This is a genomic window from Pseudomonas sp. WOUb67 (assembly GCF_050058005.1).
In the GTDB taxonomy this organism is placed as follows: Bacteria; Pseudomonadota; Gammaproteobacteria; order Pseudomonadales; family Pseudomonadaceae; genus Aquipseudomonas; species Aquipseudomonas putida_R.
In genome coordinates, this window is record NZ_CP170112.1 from 5,468,767 (window position 1) to 5,488,434 (window position 19,668).

At 63.4% G+C, this 19,668-nt stretch carries 16 protein-coding genes; 7 read left to right on the forward strand and 9 right to left on the reverse strand.

Annotated elements, in window-relative coordinates; all coding sequences use genetic code 11:
* Positions 1 to 143 precede the first annotated feature (143 nt).
* From pepN to ABOC32_RS24245, 6 genes are read right to left on the reverse strand one after another with little or no spacing between them, the layout of a single operon-like run.
* The gene (gene pepN / locus ABOC32_RS24220) at positions 144 to 2,801 is read right to left on the reverse strand and encodes an aminopeptidase N (RefSeq protein ID WP_426809173.1); all 2,658 of its coding nucleotides are present in this window, start codon (positions 2,799 to 2,801) and stop codon (positions 144 to 146) included.
* A 13-nt stretch (positions 2,802 to 2,814) separates the two neighbouring features.
* Entirely contained in the window at positions 2,815 to 3,645 is an 831-nt protein-coding gene (locus tag ABOC32_RS24225) for a DUF2797 domain-containing protein (protein WP_426809174.1), read from the reverse strand.
* The gene (locus ABOC32_RS24230; protein WP_016500845.1) at positions 3,642 to 3,902 is read right to left on the reverse strand and encodes a YeaC family protein; all 261 of its coding nucleotides are present in this window, start codon (positions 3,900 to 3,902) and stop codon (positions 3,642 to 3,644) included. Before ABOC32_RS24230 ends, ABOC32_RS24225 begins: the two co-directional genes overlap by 4 nt.
* Positions 3,903 to 3,915: 13 nt before the next feature.
* Entirely contained in the window at positions 3,916 to 4,818 is a 903-nt protein-coding gene (locus ABOC32_RS24235; protein ID WP_426809175.1) for a rhomboid family intramembrane serine protease, read from the reverse strand.
* Positions 4,815 to 5,789: a metallophosphoesterase gene (locus ABOC32_RS24240; protein WP_426811655.1), complete on the reverse strand. Its 975-nt coding sequence runs from the start codon at positions 5,787 to 5,789 to the stop codon at positions 4,815 to 4,817. The genes ABOC32_RS24235 and ABOC32_RS24240 overlap by 4 nt, the downstream gene beginning before the upstream one ends.
* A complete protein-coding gene (locus tag ABOC32_RS24245; RefSeq protein WP_008090067.1) occupies positions 5,786 to 6,676 on the reverse strand; it encodes an NAD(+) kinase in 891 nt (296 codons plus the stop codon). Before ABOC32_RS24245 ends, ABOC32_RS24240 begins: the two co-directional genes overlap by 4 nt.
* Positions 6,677 to 6,719: 43 nt before the next feature.
* Here ABOC32_RS24245 and ABOC32_RS24250 point away from each other — a divergent pair, with 43 nt between their 5' ends.
* Positions 6,720 to 7,697, forward strand: a complete 978-nt coding sequence (locus ABOC32_RS24250) for a DUF1853 family protein (protein WP_426809176.1) — start codon at positions 6,720 to 6,722, stop codon at positions 7,695 to 7,697.
* 225 nt (positions 7,698 to 7,922) lie between these two features.
* Positions 7,923 to 8,468 carry a cytochrome b gene (locus ABOC32_RS24255; protein ID WP_426809177.1) on the forward strand — a complete coding sequence of 182 codons (546 nt, stop codon included), beginning with the start codon at positions 7,923 to 7,925 and terminating at the stop codon, positions 8,466 to 8,468.
* Here the strand turns inward: ABOC32_RS24255 and ABOC32_RS24260 are convergent.
* Positions 8,459 to 9,349: a 1-aminocyclopropane-1-carboxylate deaminase/D-cysteine desulfhydrase gene (locus tag ABOC32_RS24260; RefSeq protein WP_426809178.1), complete on the reverse strand. Its 891-nt coding sequence runs from the start codon at positions 9,347 to 9,349 to the stop codon at positions 8,459 to 8,461. The two genes, ABOC32_RS24255 and ABOC32_RS24260, sit on opposite strands and share 10 nt — an antisense overlap.
* A 154-nt stretch (positions 9,350 to 9,503) precedes the next feature.
* Entirely contained in the window at positions 9,504 to 11,540 is a 2,037-nt protein-coding gene (locus ABOC32_RS24265) for an FAD-dependent oxidoreductase (RefSeq protein WP_426809179.1), read from the reverse strand.
* A 328-nt stretch (positions 11,541 to 11,868) separates the two neighbouring features.
* On the opposite strand from ABOC32_RS24265, the gene ABOC32_RS24270 reads away from it, so the two are divergent.
* The 5 genes from ABOC32_RS24270 to ABOC32_RS24290 all read left to right on the forward strand — a co-directional run bounded on the left by ABOC32_RS24270 (position 11,869) and on the right by ABOC32_RS24290 (position 18,119).
* Complete coding sequence (locus tag ABOC32_RS24270; RefSeq protein WP_426809180.1) at positions 11,869 to 13,101, forward strand: TULIP family P47-like protein; 1,233 nt, start codon at positions 11,869 to 11,871, stop codon at positions 13,099 to 13,101.
* Positions 13,102 to 13,126: 25 nt separating this feature from the next.
* Complete coding sequence (locus tag ABOC32_RS24275) at positions 13,127 to 14,770, forward strand: TULIP family P47-like protein (protein ID WP_426809181.1); 1,644 nt, start codon at positions 13,127 to 13,129, stop codon at positions 14,768 to 14,770.
* 188 nt (positions 14,771 to 14,958) lie between these two features.
* A complete protein-coding gene (locus tag ABOC32_RS24280) occupies positions 14,959 to 16,077 on the forward strand; it encodes a nitrilase-related carbon-nitrogen hydrolase (protein WP_426809182.1) in 1,119 nt (372 codons plus the stop codon).
* Positions 16,078 to 16,081: 4 nt separating this feature from the next.
* Complete coding sequence (locus ABOC32_RS24285) at positions 16,082 to 17,122, forward strand: AraC family transcriptional regulator (protein ID WP_426809183.1); 1,041 nt, start codon at positions 16,082 to 16,084, stop codon at positions 17,120 to 17,122.
* Between the two features lie 307 nt (positions 17,123 to 17,429).
* Positions 17,430 to 18,119 carry a phytanoyl-CoA dioxygenase family protein gene (locus tag ABOC32_RS24290; RefSeq protein WP_426809184.1) on the forward strand — a complete coding sequence of 230 codons (690 nt, stop codon included), beginning with the start codon at positions 17,430 to 17,432 and terminating at the stop codon, positions 18,117 to 18,119.
* Positions 18,120 to 18,151: 32 nt separating this feature from the next.
* Here ABOC32_RS24290 and ABOC32_RS24295 read toward each other — a convergent pair whose 3' ends face one another.
* Positions 18,152 to 19,627 (reverse strand): TolC family protein, encoded by a 1,476-nt coding sequence (locus ABOC32_RS24295; RefSeq protein ID WP_426809185.1) that lies wholly within the window; start codon positions 19,625 to 19,627, stop codon positions 18,152 to 18,154.
* Positions 19,628 to 19,668 lie beyond the last annotated feature (41 nt).

The window sequence follows — 19,668 nt, forward strand, 5'->3', positions numbered from 1 at the left end:
GGCGGGGTGTTATGTTTTGTTGTCGGCCCAAAAAGCTTCGCGGGTAAACCCGCTCCCACAGGTACTGCACCGTTATCATGGACGGTGCAGTACCTGTGGGAGCGGGTTTACCCGCGAAGAGGCCAGCCCTGACTACAGAAAACTTAAGCCAGGCTCTTGCTTACCACTTCATACACATCACTGGACAGCTCGCCAGAAGCCAGAATCCGCTCCAGCTCGCCCTTCATCAGGGCCTGGCGCGCATCGTCATACTTGCGCCAGCGGGTCAGCGGGGCCAGTTGCCGCGAGGCAATCTGCGGGTTCAGCGCATTCAGCTCGATCACCAGGTCTGCCAGGAAGCGGTAGCCCGAGCCATCCGCCGCATGGAAGTTGACCAGGTTCTGCCCGGCAAACGCCCCCACCAGCGCACGTACCTTGTTCGGGTTCTTCAGGGTGAACGCCGGGTGCTGCATCAACGCCTTGACCCGCGCCAGCCCGCCCGGCAGCGCGCTGGCCGCCTGCACGCTGAACCACTGGTCCATGACCAGCGGGTTGTCCTTGAAGTGCTCGGCAAAGGCTTCCAGGGCCTTGCCCCGCTCGGCTTCGAACGGCGAGTTGACCAGTACCGCCAGGGCCGTGAGGCGTTCGGTCATGTTGTCGCACTGATCGAACTGCTCCAGGGTCGCTTCCAGCACCTGCGGCTTGCCGCTCTGCATCAGGTACGACAGGGCAATGTTCTGCAGGCTACGGCGGGCGAAGTGCTCGGCAGAAGCCACGTAGGCGGTGCTGCGCGACACGTCACGGTTGGCCTGGTAGCGCGCCCACAGGGCGTCGAACAGCTGCGCGGCGATCTGCTGGCGGGCGAACTCGCGGGCAGCGTGGATGGCGTCGACGTCGGCCACCTGGCTGATCTCGGTGAGGTACGCCTCGCCCGGCAGCGACAGCATTTCGGCAACCATGGCCGGGTCCAGCGACTCGTTGCCCAGCACGGTGCCCAGGGCAGTGATCAGGCGCTGGTCGAGTTTCAGGGCTTCGCCGCGTTGATGCTGGCCGATCAGCTCTTGCAGCACTTGCACCGACAGCTGCTGGCCCGCTTCCCAGCGGTTGAAGCCGTCGCTGTCGTGCTGCATCAGGAACATCAGCTGGTCGCGGTCGTAAGGGAAGCTGAGCTTCACCGGCGCACTGAAACCGCGCAGCAGCGAAGGCAGCGGCTTGGCCTGGACACCCTCGAAAGTGAAGGTTTGCTCGGCCTCGGTCACCGACAGCACACGGCTGGTGCCATTGGCAGCAGCTTCACCGGCCAGTTGCAGCGGCAGGTCGTTGCCCGCAGCGTCCAGCAGGCCCAGCTCCACCGGGATCACGAACGGCAGCTTTTCGGCCTTGTCCGGGGTTTGCGGGCAGCTCTGGCGGAAGGTCAGGCTGTAGGTCTGAGCGCCAGCATCGTAGGCCTCGCTGACTTCCAGGCGCGGGGTGCCCGCCTGGCTGTACCAACGCTTGAACTGGGTGAAGTCGACACCGTTGGCGTCTTCCATGGCCTTGATGAAGTCGTCGGTGGTCACCGCCTGGCCATCATGGCGTTCAAAGTACAGGTCGCTGCCTTTGCGGAAGCCCTCGTTACCCAGCAGGGTACGCACCATGCGCACCACTTCGGCGCCCTTCTCGTACACGGTCAGGGTGTAGAAGTTGGAGATTTCGATGAAGCTGTCCGGGCGCACCGGGTGGGCCATGGGGCCGGCGTCTTCGGCGAACTGGTGGGTGCGCAGGTAGGCGACGTCTTCGATGCGCTTGACCGTGCGCGAGTTCATGTCGGCGCTGAACTCGGCATCGCGGAACACCGTGAAGCCTTCTTTCAGCGAAAGCTGGAACCAGTCACGGCAGGTGACACGGTTGCCCGACCAGTTGTGGAAGTACTCGTGGGCGACCACGCCTTCGACGCGCTGGTGCGCGGCATCGGTGGCGGTTTCGGCACGGGCCAGCACACAGCTGGAGTTGAAGATGTTCAGGCCCTTGTTTTCCATGGCGCCCATGTTGAAGTCGTTGACCGCAACAATCATGAAGATGTCCAGGTCGTACTCGCGGCCGTAGACTTCTTCGTCCCAGCGCATGGACTTCTTCAGGCTGACCATGGCGTGGTCGCACTTGTCGAGGTTCTCGGGCTCGACATAGATGCGCAGCATCACATCACGGCCAGACTGGCGCGTGAAGGTGTCCTCGACGCACCACAGGTCACCGGCCACCAGCGCGAACAGGTAGGCGGGCTTCTTGAACGGGTCCTCCCAGGTTGCCCAGTGGCGGCCATCCTCGGCCGGCCCGCTGCCGGTCGGGTTGCCGTTCGACAGCAGCACCGGGTAGCGATGCTGCTCGGCGATCACCGTGGTGGTGAAGGTGCTCATCACGTCCGGGCGGTCGAGGTAGTAGGTGATCTTGCGGAAGCCCTCGGCCTCGCACTGGGTGCAGAACATCTTGCCCGACTTGTACAGGCCTTCCAGTGCGGTATTGCTCTCGGGGTGGATCTTCACGCTGGTGTCGAGGGTGAACTGCTCGGCCTTGGGGTGCAGCGTCAGGCTGTCGGCTTCGAGCTGGTACTCGCCCGCCTGCAGTTCCTGGTCGTCCAGCGCGGCGCGCAGCAGTTCCAGCTGCTGGCCGTCGAGCACCAGGGGCGGCAGGCCGGCACCGCGTGCCGGGTTGCGGCGCATGACCAGTTGCGCGTGAACCAGGGTGTGGTCCTCGAACAGCTCGAAGGTCAGGTGCGTCTCGTCGATCAGGTACTCGGGCGCCTGGTAATCCTTCAGGTAGATCACTTGCGGTTGTTCGGTACGCATGTGCAGGTCCTTTTTACTGGAGCACGGCCAACTGGTAGGCCGTGTACTTGCGAATATTGATCACACCGGTGTCGAAGATCAGGTACTGACCTTTGACACCCAGCAGCGTGCCTTCGGCCACCGGGTCCTTGTCGAGGTTGAAGCTGACGATCTTTTTCGGGTAGGCCTCGACCGGGTACTTCATCTGCACCACTTCGGCGTCGGGCAGCGGCTGGATCGCCTGCAGGCCAAAGCGCCCGTGCAGCTCGCGCAGCCCATCGGCGCAGGCATCGAAGATCTGATCGCGGATAGCCGGCAGGTCGAGCACCTCGGCGTCGCCTTTGAGCAGCGTGCGCCAGTTGGTGCGGTCCGGCACCTGGCTGCGCAGTACGTCTTCGACTAGGCCTGACTGCTGACGGGTAGCCACGCGCATGATCGGCAGGGCCTGGCTGGCGCCCTGGTCGAGCCAGCGGGTGGGCAGCTGGGTGGCGCGGGTGATGCCGACCTTGATCCCTGACGAATTGGCCAGGTAGACCACGTGGTCGGTCATGCAGAACTGCTCGCCCCACGACGGCTCACGGCAGGTGCCGGCGTCGTAGTGGCATTTTTCCGGGGCCATGATGCACACGTCGCACTGGGCCAGCTTGGTCATGCACGGGTAGCAGTACCCCTGGCTGAAGCTGGTCTTGGTGCGCTTGCCGCAGTGGTTGCAGTGAATGGCGCCGAGGTATTCCAGGCGCAGGCGCTGGCCGATCAGCGGGTTGACCGGCACCTGCGTGTCATCCAGGCGGAAGCTGTATTGCACCACGGGTGCCTGCAGGCTTACCGCCATTTTGCTCAATGAGCCACGAGCGAGTTCGATCAATGTACCGAGTCCGACTTGAACAGAATGTTGGCGATCGGCGCAGACTTCGACGCGCATTCCTGCGGGCCCATGTAGCCGGTGCGCTGGTCTTCAGGCAGGTTCTGGATCTCCCAGGCGATCACGGCCTGCAGCGACAGCTCTTTCTGCTCGGCGGTGAGCTTGCGGCCATCGGACCATTTGCCGATTTCCACGGCCAGTTTCAGGCTCTCGTAGATTTCCGGTGTGATGTTTTCAATCATTTGCGCGAAAGTGGACATAGTGTCTCCTGATTCAAGCCGACAGTTTACGCCGGGCCAGCGCCCCACCCAAGAGCCCGGTCAGGCATCCGATGAGCAGCCCGCCAACATGGGCGGCGTTGGCGATCTGGCCCAGGCCCAGGGTGCCGACCACGCCGGTCAGGCATACCACCAGCCAGATCAGCATCATCACCAGCACGCCCTTGGGCAGGTCGAAGTAACGGTTGGGCGCCAGCCACTGATACAGCCAGATATGCCCGAGCAAGCCGTACAGCACGCCGGACAGGCCGCCGAACAGGCTCGGCCCGCTGGTGTAGTGCTGGGCCAGGTTGGACACCAGGCTGAACAGCAGGGTCAGGCCCAGCAACATCCAGGGGCCCTGGCGCAGTTCGATCCGTTTACCCAGCTCCCAGTACCACAGGCTGTTCATGGCCAGGTGCAGCACACCGAAGTGCATCAACATGGGCGATACCAGGCGCCACCACTGGCCTTCGTCCAGCACTTGCGCCAGTGAGCTGAAGTACAGGTAGTCGCCCTGGACGCGGAAGTCGAGGAAGGTGAACCAGCTGATGGTGGTGAAGTTGTCGCCCAGACTGGTGAGGCCGGCGACGATGAAGCACAGCAGCAGCGTGAGGGTGGTGACCTTGCAGGCTTTGGCCTGTTCTACCAGGGAGGGCTGTGTGGGGCTATTCGCGGCGGTTCGGCGCCCCGACAAGCCCGCTCCCACAGGTTCGTCGGTTGCCTGGATGTCGGCGTTGCCGTCGGGGTAGCGCTGGTAGAGTTGCAGCACGTCCTCGACCAGGGTGTCAGGGGCCCAGAGCACCTGGGAATCGCCATCCTCGCTCACCCGGTGCGGCACCTGCAGGCGCTGCAGCAGGTGGATAAAGCCGCTGAGGTCGACCGACAGCGGCAGGCGCATCACTTCGATAATGTTCATTGGTTGGCCTGTGGGCGGTCGACGTCGACCCAGACGAACTTGTGCGGGTCGATGCGGGTTTCATCATCCAGCCGGTAGGCGGCCAGCTTGCCGTAGAGCACGGCACTGTAGTCCAGGCAGGCCAGGTTGGACCGTATCGGCGCCGGTCGGCCGCTGCGCCAGTAGTGGCCAACGAACAGCAAGGGCTCGTCTTCGGCATAGCGCAGCAAGGCGTTCTTCTGGCTGTGGCTGAGCGGGGTACTGGCCACGTCCTCGGGAAGGGCATCGGGTTGGAACACGATGTCGCCGTAGGTTTGCGGGTCTTCTTCCCAGAACTTGGTACGGAAAAAGGCACGGGTCAGGCCGTCGCCCCCGGTCAGGGTCAGGCCGTCCGGCAGGCGCATGTCGGTGCCGCGCAGCAGGCGGTTGCACACCGTGTCGGCGAAACTGCCACTCACCGCCGAGGCCTGGATGAAGTGTTCATCGATGCGCCCGTCGGGGTATTGCTGGCGCAACGGCTCGATCAACCGAGGGTCCCAGCAGGCGTGCACCAGGCGGAAGCGCCCGGCGTCGATGAACAGCGGCAGCTGGTAGAACCAGTTGACGAAGTCGTGCCAGTCGCCGGGGTGGTGGGCGAACTGGGTGAGGGTTTCGTCGATCAGCCGGGCATGGCGTGGCGTGTGCTCGCGCACATACGCTTTGCCGCTACCGGGCAGCGCCGGGGTGACCCAGCCCAGTGCGTTGTATTCGTGGTTGCCCATGATGCAGAAGGCCTGGCCGGCCTCGACCATGTCATGGACGATGTGCAACGCCTCGCGAATGCGTGGCCCGCGGTCGACGATATCGCCCAGGAACAGCGCCAGCCGCCGTGGGTGGCGCCATACGCCGGCCACACGCTTGTAACCGAGGGCGTCGAGCAGGCGTTCAAGGGTCAGTGCGCAGCCGTGCACGTCACCAATGATGTCGAAACTTCGCGCCGGATCGAGCATCAGTCGTCCCTGCTCCCAAGACGGCTGCCCCAACCCAGTTTGGTGCGGCAGACCTCGTAGTAATTGTGGTCCAGCGGGTGGATCAGGCGCAGCTTCTGCGGCTTCTTGCTCACCGTGATGGTGTCGCCGGGGGCGCAGGTGAAGTGGTTCTGGCCGTCACAGGACACCTGCGGGTAGATCTGCAGGTCCTTGGACACCACGATCTTCAGCTCGCTGTTGCCGTCGACCACGATCGGCCGGCCCGACAAGGTGTGCGGGTACATTGGCACGATGACAATGGCGTCGAGCTTGGGGTGCATGATCGGGCCACCGGCCGACAGCGCGTAGGCGGTGGAACCGGTGGGGGTGGCGACGATCAGGCCGTCGGCCTTCTGGCTGCAGACGAACTGGCCATCGATGTAGATCTCGAACTCGATCATGCGCGTGGACTTGCCCGGGTGCAGCACCACGTCGTTCAGCGCATCACCCTGGCCGATGGCTTCGTGATGGCGGCGCACCTCGGCCTGCAGCAGGAAGCGGTTTTCCACCAGGTAGTGGCCGTCGAGCACTTCGGCTACTTTCTCTTCCAGCTCGTCGGGGCGGATGTCGGTGAGGAAGCCCAGGTTGCCACGGTTGATGCCCAGCACCGGAATATTGTGCCGGGCCAGTGCACGGGCGGCGCCCAGCAGGCTGCCGTCGCCGCCGACCACGATGACCAGGTCACAGACCTCGCCCAGCAGCTTGCGGGTGGAGGTTTGCAGGCCGTGGCCGGGCAGCACTTCGGCAATGGTGTCTTCGAGAATCACATGCAAGTGGCGCTCGAGGAGGAATTTTTTCAGTCGGCGAATGGTGTCGAGCACCTGCGAGCTGCCAAGGCGACCGATGATACCGATATTGCGAAATTGCTCCATGGGGCTCCTGCGGGGCTCTGCGACGGGTGACGATGGACCGATTATGGGCGAAACCACCGGGCAGCGGCAAACCGGCTATGCTCGCTGGATGATGCCATTCGCCCTGCTCATCGACCTGCCCCGGCAGCTACGCCGCCCCGCCGTGCGCGACCTGGCCTGGGCCCTGCTGTCGCCGCCCCTGCTCAGCGCCCCGCCCTGCCCCCAGCGCCACCCGCTGACCGGCAGCCTCTGGGCGGAGCAGCCGCAGCGCCTGGAGGGCTGGTTGCGCGCGCTGGATGCCGATGACCGCCCGTTGTGCGAGTGGCTGGCAAAGCTCGGTAGCCGGCGGCTGGGGCTGTACTACGAACGGCTGTGGCAATTTGCCCTGGACCAGGCACCCGGCATCGAGCTGTTGGCGGCCAACCTGGCAATCCGTGACGCTGGGCACACCCTGGGCGAGCTGGACGTGGTGCTGCGCGACCGAGACGGCGTGCACCACCTGGAACTGGCGATCAAGCTGTACCTGGGGCCGCAGGGCGCCGCACACGACCCGCATGCCTGGGTGGGGCCTGGGTGCCATGACCGGCTGGGGACCAAACTTGCGCACCTGACCGGGCACCAGTTGCCCATGTCGAACGGCACGCACAGCCGCGAGCTGCTGGCGCGGTTGGGGGTTGAGCAGGTGCAGGCACACGTGTGGCTGGGTGGCTACCTGTTCTATCCGTGGCCTGGGCATGCCGAGCCACCCGCGGGCGCCAACCCGCAGCACTTGCGCGGGCGCTGGGTACGCCGGCGCGACTGGGTCATGGCTGAGGGTGAACATTGGCAGCCGTTGCAGCGGCATGCCTGGCTGGCACCGGCGCGGGTCGAGGCAGGCGAAGGCTGGACGCTGGAGCAGTTTGCGGCCTGGTTGCATGTGCTGGAGCGGCAGGCGCCGGCGCAGTTGCTGGTGAGGTTGGAGCCAGATGCTGAGGGTGCCTGGCAGGAGGTGGAGCGGGTGTTTCTGGTGGCTGACAGTTGGCCATTTTCAGCGCAGGCATGATGTTGCTTGTGCCGGCCTCTTCGCAGCACAAGGCTGCTCCTACAGGGACCGCACAAGTCTTGAGAGCCATGCCGCCCCTGTAGGAGCAGCCTTGTGCTGCGAAGAGGCCGGCACAGGCAACACAATTTTCACAGACCCAGCGCAAAGATTTGTTTCTGGTAACCACTACAGTGGTACCTGAGCGCCAGCAAGAGCGCCATTTTGACCTGATGACGAGGACCGATCATGGTTTTATCCACCCCCGCGCCCCATTACGCGCGCCTGTCCATCGCCCTGCACTGGCTGATGCTGGTGCTGCTGGCCGCTGTCTATGCACTCATCGAACTGCGTGGCCTGTTCCCCAAGGACAGTGCCGAACGCAACCTGATGAAGGACCTGCACTTCATGCTCGGGCTCAGCGTGTTCGTGCTGGTCTGGCTGCGCCTGGCCGTCCGCCTGAGCCGCCCTACCCCGCCCATCGTGCCCAAGCCGCCGGCCTGGCAGACCGGCCTTGCGCACCTGATGCACCTGGCGCTGTACCTGCTGATGATCGGCCTGCCACTGGCAGGCTGGCTGATCCTCAGCGCCGCCGACAAACCGGTGCCGTTCTTCGGCCTGGAGCTGCCGCACCTGATCGGCCCGGACCCGGACCAGGCCAAGTTCATCAAAGGCTGGCATGAACGCGTGGGCAGCTGGGGCTACTGGCTGATCGGCCTGCACGCGGTGGCCGGGCTGTACCACCACTATGTGCAGCGCGACAACACGCTGCTGCGCATGCTGCCCTACAAGTAACCGCGCCGGCCCTGCAGGCCACCGGTGTGTACGAAGATCAGGCGGGTGCCGGGCGCGAACAGCCCGGCGTCGACCTGATCACGCAGGGCCAGCAGGGCCTTGCCGGTGTAGAGGGCCTCGAACGGCACACCGCTGTGCTGTTCGCACTCGGCGATGAAAGCCAGCAGCTCATCGTCGAATTTGCCAAAACCACCACGGCAGGCGTCGTGTAGCTGGTAGCCATGCGCGCCGGCCAGTGCGGCCACCGTCTCCGGCACGCCATGATCCCTGGGCACAGCCAGTGCGCCATGTACGGCATGTGCACCCGCTTCGGCCAGCACCAGGCCCGCCAAGGTAGTACCCGTTCCCGCAGCCAGCCACCAGGTGTTGTAGTCCGGCCAGCCCAGCGCCGCGATCTGTGCGCGGGCCTGCTCCATGATCAGGGCACAGCCCTGTGCACCGGCCGGCCCGCCGCCGCCTTCGGGAATGCAATGCCAGCCGGGGTAGCGTGCCTGCCAGGGCGCCCAGAATCCGGGTTCGTTGCGCGCGCGGTAGCCGCCGTAGCCCAGCCAGTGCAGCTCCATGCCCAGCGCCTGAAGGTCACGCACAGTGGGTGTGTCCTGGGCGTGGCCCCGTAGCAGGCCGGCGGTGGCGAAGCCGAAGCGCTTGCCGGCGGCAGCCAGGGCGTGCAGGTGGTTGGAATGGTTGCCGCCGAGGCTGACCAGGCCCGGGGCTTTGCGGGTGCTGGCCTGCTGCAGGTGATGGCGAAGCTTGAACCACTTGTTGCCGCTGATCAGAGGGTCGATCAGGTCCAGGCGCAGGATGGCGGCCTCGACCTGGGCTTGTTGCAGCCAGGGTAGGTTCAAGGGTTGCAGCGGGGCTTGAGGAAGGTCGAGAAGCATGGTGCGAGTTTACAGCGAAATCATAGGGGCGCGTCGCGACCCCTGTGGGAGCGGGTTCACCCGCGAACACCGGCGCAGCCGGTGCCATACACCGCGCAGCCCTCTTCGCGGGTGAACCCGCTCCCACAAGGCCGCAAAGCGGCCCCCGGCAATCTCAGAGCTCAGCCGCCAACCTTGACCCTTGGTTGATCGCCCGCTTGGCATCCAGCTCGGCCGCCACATCTGCCCCGCCAATCAGGTGCACCGACTGCCCCGCAGCCACCAGCCCGTCCTGCAGCTCACGCAGCGGGTCCTGCCCCGCGCAGATCACCACGTTGTCCACGGGCAGCACTTGCGGTTCGCCACCCGCCACACGAATGTGCAGGCCGGCATCATCGATACCCAGGTACTCGACGCTGTTCAGCATCTGCACCTGCTTGTTCTTCAACCCGGTGCGGTGAATCCAGCCGGTCGTCTTGCCCAGGCCATCACCCACCTTGGACTGCTTGCGCTGCAACAGGTAGACCTGCCGCGCCGGAGCGTGCGGCTCGGCCTTGATCCCGGCCACGCCACCACGTGCCTCAAGATGGGTATCGATGCCCCACTCCTTCCAGAACGCCTCACGGTCCTGGCTGGTGGCCACGCCCTCGTGCACCAGGTACTCGGACACATCGAAACCGATGCCACCCGCACCAATCACCGCAACTGCCTTGCCCACCGGCTTACGCTCGAGCAGCACGTCCAGGTAGCTCAGCACCTTGGCATGCTCGACACCAGGAATGGCCGGGGTACGCGGGGCGATGCCGGTGGCCAGGATGATTTCGTCGTAGCCGCCATCCACCAGCGCCTTTACGTCGACACGGGTATTCAGGCGCAGGTCAACACCCGTGCTGTTCACCTTGTTGCGGAAGTAGCGCAGGGTCTCGAAGAACTCCTCCTTGCCCGGCACCCGCTTGGCCACGTTGAACTGGCCACCGATTTCGCTGGCGGCGTCAAACAGGGTCACCGCGTGGCCACGCTCGGCTGCCACGGTGGCCGCTGCCAAACCTGCGGGGCCGGCGCCGACCACGGCAATGCGCTTCAGCGTGCGCACAGGCAGGTAGTTGAGTTCGGTTTCGTGGCAAGCACGCGGGTTGACCAGGCAACTGGTCAGCTTGCCGCCGAAGATGTGGTCCAGGCAGGCCTGGTTGCAGCCGATGCACGTGTTGATTTCATCACTGCGGCCAGCGGCCGCCTTGTTGACGAAGTCCGGGTCGGCCAGGAACGGCCGCGCCATCGAGACCATGTCGGCATCGCCCTCGGCCAGCACCGCCTCGGCCACTTCAGGGGTATTGATACGGTTGGTGGTGATCAGCGGAATCTTCACCACACCGCGCAGTTTGGCGGTGACTTTGCTGAATGCCGCACGCGGCACCTTGGTGGCGATGGTCGGGATACGCGCTTCGTGCCAGCCGATGCCTGTGTTGATCAATGTCGCGCCGGCTTGCTCGATGGCCTTGGCCAGCAGCTCGATTTCGTCCCAGGTGCTGCCGCCTTCGACCAGGTCGAGCATCGACAGGCGGAAAATGATGATGAAGTTCGGCCCTACCGCGCCACGCACCCGGCTGACAATTTCCACCGCCAGGCGCATTCGGTTCTCGTAACTACCGCCCCAGCGGTCGGTCCGGTGGTTGGTATGGGCGGCAAGGAACTGGTTGATGAAGTAGCCTTCCGACCCCATGACTTCGACGCCGTCGTAGCCGGCACGCTGCGCCAGCACCGCACAATTGACGAAGTCGGCAATCTGCTTCTCGATGCCCGCCTCGTCCAGCTCCTTGGGCTTGAACGGGTTGATAGGCGCCTGGATCGCGCTCGGCGCCACCAGGCGTGGGCTGTAGGCATAGCGGCCGGTATGCAGGATTTGCAGGCAGATCTTGCCTCCTGCCGCATGCACGGCCTGGGTGACGACACGATGCTTGTCTGATTCCTCTTCGGTAGTGAGCTTGGCCGCGCCGGAGTATCCCCCGCCTTCATCGTTGGGCGCGATACCGCCGGTGACGATCAAGCCAACGCCACCCCGGGCGCGCTCGGCAAAGTATGCGGCCATGCGCTCGAAACCGCCGGGGCGCTCCTCGAGGCCAGTGTGCATCGAGCCCATCAGGGTGCGGTTGCGCAGGGTGGTGAAGCCCAGGTGCAGCGGGGCAAGCAGGTGCGGGTAGCGGTCGGCGGCCATGGAAAGGTCCCCTGGTGGCGTGATCACGGTATGCGGGCACCTCACTGGTCGGCGGGGCCCGTCGTTTGTCTGTCAGCGACATTAAACAGCCGTTTGAATTGGCTCAATGATCGAAACTGACAATTCAATGATCACAAAGAGCACTCAAAGCTGCCCCAGCAGCGTCAAGGCTCAATGACATCACCGCTATAAGGTTTGCATGGCTTGATCGCCAAACGATCTGCCCGTGCATTTGCCAGGCAACACGGCTCTGCCAGACTCTTCAAGCGCGTTAAATCATCCACCCATGGAACGTGGCGCCTACCCAGTGCGCCCGGAGGGTTCGTTCATGCAGACAAAAGGATGGGACACCATCAGCATCGTTCGCCAGGACAGTGTGAACAGTGACATGGCGGCCAGTTGGAAGAACCTTGACCACGAATTTTCCTACACCTCGGATGAAGGCTACGCCTGCCACGGGGTCTTCGACTGCTGGTCGGTGATCAATGGTGGTGGTGGTCGTTTGTTGCGTTTGCGTATGCCTGTACGTTCCGGCTTTTTCGAGGCCAGCGGCACCAGCCGCTCGCTGGCCGGCGCGGTAGCCATCATCGAGGTCACGTTGTCGTTGTTGCCACAAGGCGATAGCCAGATGCAGTTGAAGTCGGCCTTTCTGCATAAAGCCGATTCCACTCGACAACTACAAGGCGACGAAGGTGGCTGGCTGCGCGGTATTACCCTGCAAGACCCTGACGGCTCGTTAGGCCCTTTCGCCACCGTGGTGCTGGATTGCATCTGCAACTATCTGGTCGAACAGCCCCGACAGTTCACCCATACCTTCGCCACTATCAACTTCAGCAAAGCCAGCGCCCCCGATTGGGCCCGGCCACGCAAATGCACGTACGCCTACCTCGATTCGGGTTTTCTGGCAATCATGGCGGTGTGTACCGAACGCGACATTGGTGAACTGCCACTGGATATCGATGTGTCGGGCATCAGCCAAGGTGGGCAGTCGAGCTATGTGCTGTCACCACGCCTGGTCCTGGAACACCTGGTCTTGCCTGGGCTGCTGCAGCTCTACCAGGGCGCCACGGCGCAGGACTACCGCATCGACAATACGCAAATGGTGAACATTTCAACCTTGCGCATGAAGGCAATCAAGTCAGGGGCCATCTGGTACACCCCCGTCGTATTCGCCGGTTGCAACCCCGCACGCATGCTCGGTGACTTCATCACCGTCGATTATCAGGGCGATTGCGACCTGCACGCAGGTATCGACATGAAGTGGAACGGCTGGTTGCGGATGAAGCTGGTGTTCGATGGCAACACCATCAGCTTCGTCAAGCAATCATCCGACTTCAGAAAGGAAGTGCATATTCCCTGGTACCTGGCCTGGCTCTCACCCATCGTCAGCCTGATCACCCACATCGTCACTGCTGTCATCTCGGACGACCTGATCAGCGCCATCGCCGCGCGTGGCGGCTCGGTCAAGGCTGACACCATCGATTGCGTGTCCTGGAGTAACGACACGCATACTGCTTCGTCGAGCTACCTCGCCGAGGCCCTTGTCATCAACTACGTGTGACCCCACCAACACAAGGAGCCGTATCATGAGCAATGAAAGCAAGGTCATGCTGTCCGGGTTTGCCCAGCCCATCTCGCTGCGACTCGATCACCTCAACGAAACCGCGCGCCAGACCCTGCGCGAATCGCCCCTATACCGCAACGCGGCGCGCGTACACAGTTCCGAAGACGCCTTGCATGCCGCGCAGCTACTGACCAATGCCGCAACATTGGCCAGCCCGGTCTCGACCAACGGCTGGGATACCGTGAGCATCTGCCGGGTCTCCGCGCTAAACCAGCGCATAGCACTGGAAAAAACCTACCCCGCCAACATGGACGCCGGGGTCGACAGCTTCTCGCTCAAGGCCGACTTCGATGCCTGGTCAATTACCACCGGTGGCGACGGGCGCAACGTCAAGGTACGCATACCCTTTGGTTCAGGGACTTACAAAGGCCTCGGTGGCAAGACCTACCAGGTCCAGGGGATGTCTGCGGATGTCTACGTCAAGCTCAGCTACTTCCCGGCGCCCAACCCGATATCGGCCTCTGACGGTAAATACGAGCTGCAGATCAACACCCAGGCGACCGACCCTGATGACCCAATCGCTGCGGTGATTGCCCTCAAGGACCCGGGCAACGTCTTGAGCGGCATCGACCAGAGTGTGATGCGCGGCGTACTTGAAGCCTGGCTGAACCAGCCCGAGAACCTGAAGAAGTTCGACACCCTGTTCAGCACCGTACTGATCAACAACATGGGCAAGGAAAGCGAGGATTTCAAATGGCTGCGAGCAACGTCCATGAGCTACGCCTACACCGACAAGAACAGCGAGGAAAGCAGTATCTTCGGGGTACTGGCCATGACCAACGAACGTGACTCCACCGGCCTGCCAAACCAGTTGCCTGCCGTGCTGCTGGCTGCGGACAACAATGCCAACTTCCTCATCAGCCGGGAAATCTTCGTCAAGTATCAACTGCTGGCGGCATTGCCGTTCATCTTCGAGGGTACCACAGAGGCCAACTTCACCCTGGATGCGGCGGGCACGTCCATCACGGCCAACAACCTCAAGCTCGACAGCGTAAAGTATGGGGCCATCACCTATCATCCCGTGGCCGAAAAATTCGATATCAACTTTGACGAGTCCTATATCCGTACCGAGTGCAAGGTACGCACGGACATCTCGCCCGGTATCGTGGCCTATACCCGCATCGTCACCAAGCAGACGCTGCAATTGGGCGTCAACGACAAGGGCGAACAAGTCATGGTGTATGCCATGGTGGGAGACCCGGATGTACAGAACACGACCGACATCGCCACCTGGGTGGTCGTTACCGAAGCCATCCTGGGCGCAATTGCCGCCGTGGCCACTGCGGTGGCCGGTGGCGTCGGCGGCAAGGTGATGGCGTTGATCGTGGGCATCATCGCGGCGTTGGTTGTGGCCATTGTCAGCATCGTCATCCACGTGATCATCGAGCGCGTGGTGGCTGGCGGGGTAACCAACAACATCCCGTCCATAGCGCCCATGGTCAAAGTGGCGGCGAATCAGGTCAAATGGCCATTCAGTGAACCAGATGCCTTTGTCCTGACCGACATCACCTACTCCGGTGCACTGATATTCGGCGGCTCGCTGAAGTTGCTCGAAAAGTTCTGCATCCAGGACGGACGCCTGGCCCTGGCAACGCTGGCCGCCTGACCTCACCAACACAACCCCGGGCATCAATGCCCGGGGTTCGTGCACGCCCATCGCCATTCCTTTGGTATGATCAAAAGTCGATTGTGCATGGATCAATGCAGTGCGCTGCTCAACCTGGTTAAAAGGCTTGGGTTTGCGACCACATTGATCCGCATGGCCACTCCACTTTTTGCGATGCCCAACGCTTGATGCGAAAACTCCTGGCAAGCGCCCTGGCGCTGGTGATGATCGCCGCTCTCTGCGGCTACGGCTTCTGGACCCAACAACGCCCGGAAGGCCACTATCTGTCCGACCTGCGCATCGAGCTGGCGCTGAACCATGGCGTGCCGGGCGAGCACGGCAACCTGCTGGGCGTCGAGCCGCTGCTGTACCCGGGCGACTACCAGAACCTGCAACGCCTGCACCGCAAGCTGGCAGCCTACCTGGAGCAGGCGCGTGCCCAGGGGCTGGTGAGCCCGCGCACGGTGGTGGTACTGCCGGAGCACATCGGTACCTGGCTGTGGGCGCGCGGGGAAAAGAACGAGCTGTACCAGGTCACGCAAAGCCGCGAGGCCTTGCAGTGGCTGGAGCTGAGCAACCCGGTGCGCTACGGCCTGGCCATGCTGGCTGCCGACGGCGACGACTGGCGCGCTGACGCGCACCTGCGCATGAAGGCCGAGCAAATGGCTGCGGACTACCAGCAGCTGTTCGGCGGGCTGGCCAGGGAATTTGGCGTCACCCTGGTGGCCGGCTCCATCGTGCTGCCTGCGCCCTACGTAAAGCAGGGCGTGCTGCACGCCGGCAGCGGCCCGCTGTTCAACAGCAGCGTGGTGTTTGCCGGTGATGGCTCACTGCTGGGCCAGCCACAGCGCCAGCAGTTCCCCGACAGTGAAATCCGCCGCTACGTCCACGATGGCCGCCAACAACCGCTGCAAGTGGTGCAAACCCCTGCCGGGCGCCTGGGTGTGCTGGTGGGCAGTGACAGCTGGTACCCGGAAAACCACCAGCAACTGGCACAACAAGCGGTACAACTGATCGCCAACCCGGTATTCCTCAGCGGCAAGGGCAGCTGGGAAGCGCCATGGCGTGGCAATCGCCACCAGAACGCCACCGCCGGGCTGGCCCTGCAACGTGGTGAAGTCAGCGAACAAAGCGCCTGGCAACGTCTGACCGAGGCCGCCGGGGCCAGCGTCAGCAGCATGAGCGTGTTCCTGCGCGGGCAGTTCTGGGAGCAGGCCAGTGACGGCCAAGGCTTTGCCCGCCAGTCGGGTGAGTTGCTGGCAGGTACCCCCAGCCCGGGTGCCCGACTGCTGAACCTGTGGCTATAGGCTCATGGCCCGCCCCCGCGTCCGCCTTGGCGACCTTTCGGTAGGCTTTGTCCAGCCGCTGACCGAGGCCCTGCGCGAGATGGGCCACGACCCTGAGCCGCTGCTACGCCGCTACGGCCTGGATACACCACGCTTGGCCGAAGCTGGCGCACGCTTGTCGATCCCCCGTTACATGCACCTGGGCCACGCCGCCATCGAGCTGAGCGGCGAGGCCGCACTGGGCCTGCACATGGGGCGCCTGAGCCGCCTGGCACATGCCGGCCTGGCCGGGGTCACCGCCGCCCAGGCGCCTACCCTGGGCGATGCGGCCCGCACCCTGCTGCGCTTCGAGCCACTGTACGCGGCCAACTATCGTGGCCATTCCAGCTTTGAGGAAGATACCCAGGGCGCCTGGTTGCGCTTCTACTCCATCAGCCCCTACAACGCCTATAACCGCTTCGTGGTTGATTCACTGCTTGCCGGCTGGCTGGCGCAACTTGCCGACCTGGCGGGCATGGCAGTACAGGCCGAACGCCTGGACATCGAATTTGCCGCGCCCGCCTACGCTGCGCGTTATCAGGCGCTGAGCAGCACACCCGTGCAATTCGCGGCCGAGGGCAACCAGTTGCGACTGAGCCGCGCCACACTGCAGTTGGCCAACCCCAGACACTGCCCGAGCACCTGGCAGCACCTGCTGCAACTGTGCGAGGCAGAGCTGTTGCAACGCACACGGGTACGCAGCCTGGGTGAGCGCATCACCCACTTGCTGGGCCCGCTGCTCAATGGCGGCCGTGAACCGGACCTGGAAGAGGTGGCGCTGCACTTGCAGTTACCCACCTGGACACTGCGCCGCAAGCTGGCCGAGGAAGGCACGCGCTTTCGCGACTTGCTCAACGAAACACGGCGCGACCTGGCCGAGACCTATATCCGTGATACGGAGCTGGCCTTTGGCGAGATTGCCTACCTGTTGGGGTTTGCTTCGGCCGAGGCCTTCCAGCGCGCGTTCAAGCGCTGGACGGGCCTTACGCCGGGTGAGTTCCGCCGCAGTCAGCGACGTGCGGGCTAAAGCTCGGTAGCGTCTTCAGCCGGTTCGGGTGTGTCCAGTTCGTACGCCTGGGTTTCGAGTAGTTCTTCCTGGTATTCATCCATAGCCCTGGTCCCTCTTTACTCATAGTATCTTCGTCGGTGTCGCCTTCAACCTAAGCAGGTGGGATGAAGGAATGATGACAAGCTTGTGATCCGCTACTTGCCCATCGCTCGTTTCAAACGTGTTTTGCACTTGCACCTTCAAGGTGACTTTCCGGTTATGAAGGTTACCTGGAAATGAAGCCTACTATGCCTGTTCAGTCAAACGACAAGGAAGAACACACGCCATGACCGCACGCGAACAACTCCATCGAAATGGCTACGTCCTGCTTCGCCAGGTGATCGCGCACGCATGGCTCGACAACCTGCGCAGCGCATTCGAAAGTGGTGTGAAACCCTTGGAGCAATGGCCGGTGCCACGTGGCCCGGGCTGGCGTCATTCACAGCTGGATGCTGACCCACTGATCCAGGCCGTATGCCGCTTGCCCCACCTGTTGACTACCGTCGGCGAGTTGATCGGCGAACGATTCTTTCTTTCCCAGGTGGATGGCCGCGACCCCATTGCCGGTGGCGGCCACCAGCCCTTGCATCGTGACCTGTTTGGCCTGCGGCCAGGCGATACGGCGGGCGCCTTGATCTACCTGGATGATTTCGGCCATGACAACGGCGCTACACGCATCGTGCCCGGCAGCCATCGCCCCATGCCAGACGCGCAACCTTTCGACTTCGATGACGAAACTCAGTCGATACAGCTTGCCGGACGTGCCGGCGACATCCTGGTGTTCGACGTAGGCCTGGTGCACGCGGCTAGCCGAAACTTCTCAGGCGAGCCACGTCGCACGCTCATGGCCAGCTACCGCGCCGAGTCGCTGTACGCTTTGCACCTGGAAACACAGCTGCTGCGCGACGTCCGGATGGACACTGGCGACCGATTCGAGCCCTCGGGCGAAGCGCTTGGCAAAATGCCAACCGCCTGAACGGCGGCGCCAGTGCGTCCAATTGATCTCTGTCAGCGACTCCAGCTGGCCTCGTTGTTCTGCAGCGCCGTGGCGATGGTCTGAAGCCTGTCATCCGGCAGATTGTCCGGCAACGGGTCCGCGCCCGAGCTGACATACAGCTGCGCATAGGCATTGCGCAGTTCGGCATAGGACAAGTCGCGCTTGAGCTGAGTCTGCAGGTTGTTCAGCTCACCCTGGATCAATTCCAGTTCACCGATGTTCTGCGTCTGGTAACGGTTGCGCAGTTGTTCGGCAATCTGCCCGTCGAGGGACGCCAGTTCTTCGCTGGTATGGAACTGCCGCACAGCCTCGTTGAAGTTGGCGTTGGCAACATACAGCTGGGCCAGCACCGCCATGGACATCGCCTGACGACGGGCTGCGGCTACGTCTTCACCGGCCTCGGCGACCTTGATGGCCGCTGGCGCCGAGAGCACGTTGAACAGGTTCCAGGTCACTTTCACACCATAGTCGGCCCAGCTCTGGTTGGTCAGGAACGAGTTGCTGTCGTAGTGACCGCCAGCGGAAAACTCCAGCCCCGGCAACAGGCGCAGCATGGCCTTGCGAGTTTCTGCGGCGCTGATGCGGGCCTGGTAGTCCTGCTCGCGCAGCTCTGGACGGCTGGCCAGGGCCTGCTGTTCGAGCTTGGCGAAATCGGCCTTGAACGCCGGCACCTGGTAGCCTTCTTCTGGCGCCAGGGTGTAGTTGGTGTTCAGCGGCAGGTTGATCAGCGCGGCCAGTTCGGTCTTGGCCAAGGACAGCGCGCGGCGCTGCTCTTCCAGCTGACGGGTAGCTTCGATCAGGGCACGCTGGTAGCTCAGCGACTGCACCGGGTCACCGACCCGCTGTGCGGCCATATTCCGGCTGTTATCGCGGGCCTGGTTGATGCGACCCATCAGGCTGTCGATCTGGGTCAGCAGGCGCTGAGCGGCCACGGCGCGCCAGTAGGCCGAACGCACGTCCTGGGTAATGGTGTGGATCACCTTGCGCCGGCGTTCCTCGAGGATCAGGCGTTGGTCGGCCTGCTGTTTGGCGCTGACGTAGCTCACGCCGAAGTCGAGCACGTTCCACACCATGGTCAGGTCCGCCACTTCACGGTCGCGGTCCTGTGAGGTGGAGGGTTCGAGGGACTGAGTACCGGTCTCGACACTCTGGCTGCTCGAGGCACCGACATTGTTGCGCCCGGCGTAGCCGGCTGCCAGTGCCATGCGCGGCAGCATGTCGAAGCGAGCCAGGTCGACCTGACGCTTGGACAGTGCTTCTTCCATCACCTTCAGGCGAGCTTCGAGGTTGTACTTCACCGCCCGGGCCATCGCCTCATGCAGGGTCAGGGGGCCATTGATCGGCTCCTGACCCTTGAACATGCTGGCCAGGTCTGCACGAGCCCGCTCCTCGCTGACGCTGCGATCGATCGGTTGGCTGGTGACTGCACATCCGCTAACCGCCAATGCCAGCAAACTGGCGGCAAAAAGCCTGTAACTTTTGTTCATCTTTGGGCCGCCCCCTGGTACGGCTCTGATTTCAAGTGTTG

What these genes read in the sequence shown, in the direction of transcription:
- pepN (WP_426809173.1), bottom strand. Translation starts at nt 2,801, where the DNA reads ATGCGTACCGAACAACCGCAAGTGATCTACCTGAAGGATTACCAGGCG.
- ABOC32_RS24230 (WP_016500845.1), bottom strand. Translation starts at nt 3,902, where the DNA reads ATGTCCACTTTCGCGCAAATGATTGAAAACATCACACCGGAAATCTAC.
- ABOC32_RS24235 (WP_426809175.1), bottom strand. Translation starts at nt 4,818, where the DNA reads ATGAACATTATCGAAGTGATGCGCCTGCCGCTGTCGGTCGACCTCAGC.
- ABOC32_RS24245 (WP_008090067.1), bottom strand. Translation starts at nt 6,676, where the DNA reads ATGGAGCAATTTCGCAATATCGGTATCATCGGTCGCCTTGGCAGCTCG.
- ABOC32_RS24250 (WP_426809176.1), top strand. Translation starts at nt 6,720, where the DNA reads ATGGGCGAAACCACCGGGCAGCGGCAAACCGGCTATGCTCGCTGGATG.
- ABOC32_RS24255 (WP_426809177.1), top strand. Translation starts at nt 7,923, where the DNA reads ATGGTTTTATCCACCCCCGCGCCCCATTACGCGCGCCTGTCCATCGCC.
- ABOC32_RS24260 (WP_426809178.1), bottom strand. Translation starts at nt 9,349, where the DNA reads ATGCTTCTCGACCTTCCTCAAGCCCCGCTGCAACCCTTGAACCTACCC.
- ABOC32_RS24265 (WP_426809179.1), bottom strand. Translation starts at nt 11,540, where the DNA reads ATGGCCGCCGACCGCTACCCGCACCTGCTTGCCCCGCTGCACCTGGGC.
- ABOC32_RS24270 (WP_426809180.1), top strand. Translation starts at nt 11,869, where the DNA reads ATGCAGACAAAAGGATGGGACACCATCAGCATCGTTCGCCAGGACAGT.
- ABOC32_RS24275 (WP_426809181.1), top strand. Translation starts at nt 13,127, where the DNA reads ATGAGCAATGAAAGCAAGGTCATGCTGTCCGGGTTTGCCCAGCCCATC.
- ABOC32_RS24280 (WP_426809182.1), top strand. Translation starts at nt 14,959, where the DNA reads ATGCGAAAACTCCTGGCAAGCGCCCTGGCGCTGGTGATGATCGCCGCT.
- ABOC32_RS24285 (WP_426809183.1), top strand. Translation starts at nt 16,082, where the DNA reads ATGGCCCGCCCCCGCGTCCGCCTTGGCGACCTTTCGGTAGGCTTTGTC.
- ABOC32_RS24290 (WP_426809184.1), top strand. Translation starts at nt 17,430, where the DNA reads ATGACCGCACGCGAACAACTCCATCGAAATGGCTACGTCCTGCTTCGC.
- ABOC32_RS24295 (WP_426809185.1), bottom strand. Translation starts at nt 19,627, where the DNA reads ATGAACAAAAGTTACAGGCTTTTTGCCGCCAGTTTGCTGGCATTGGCG.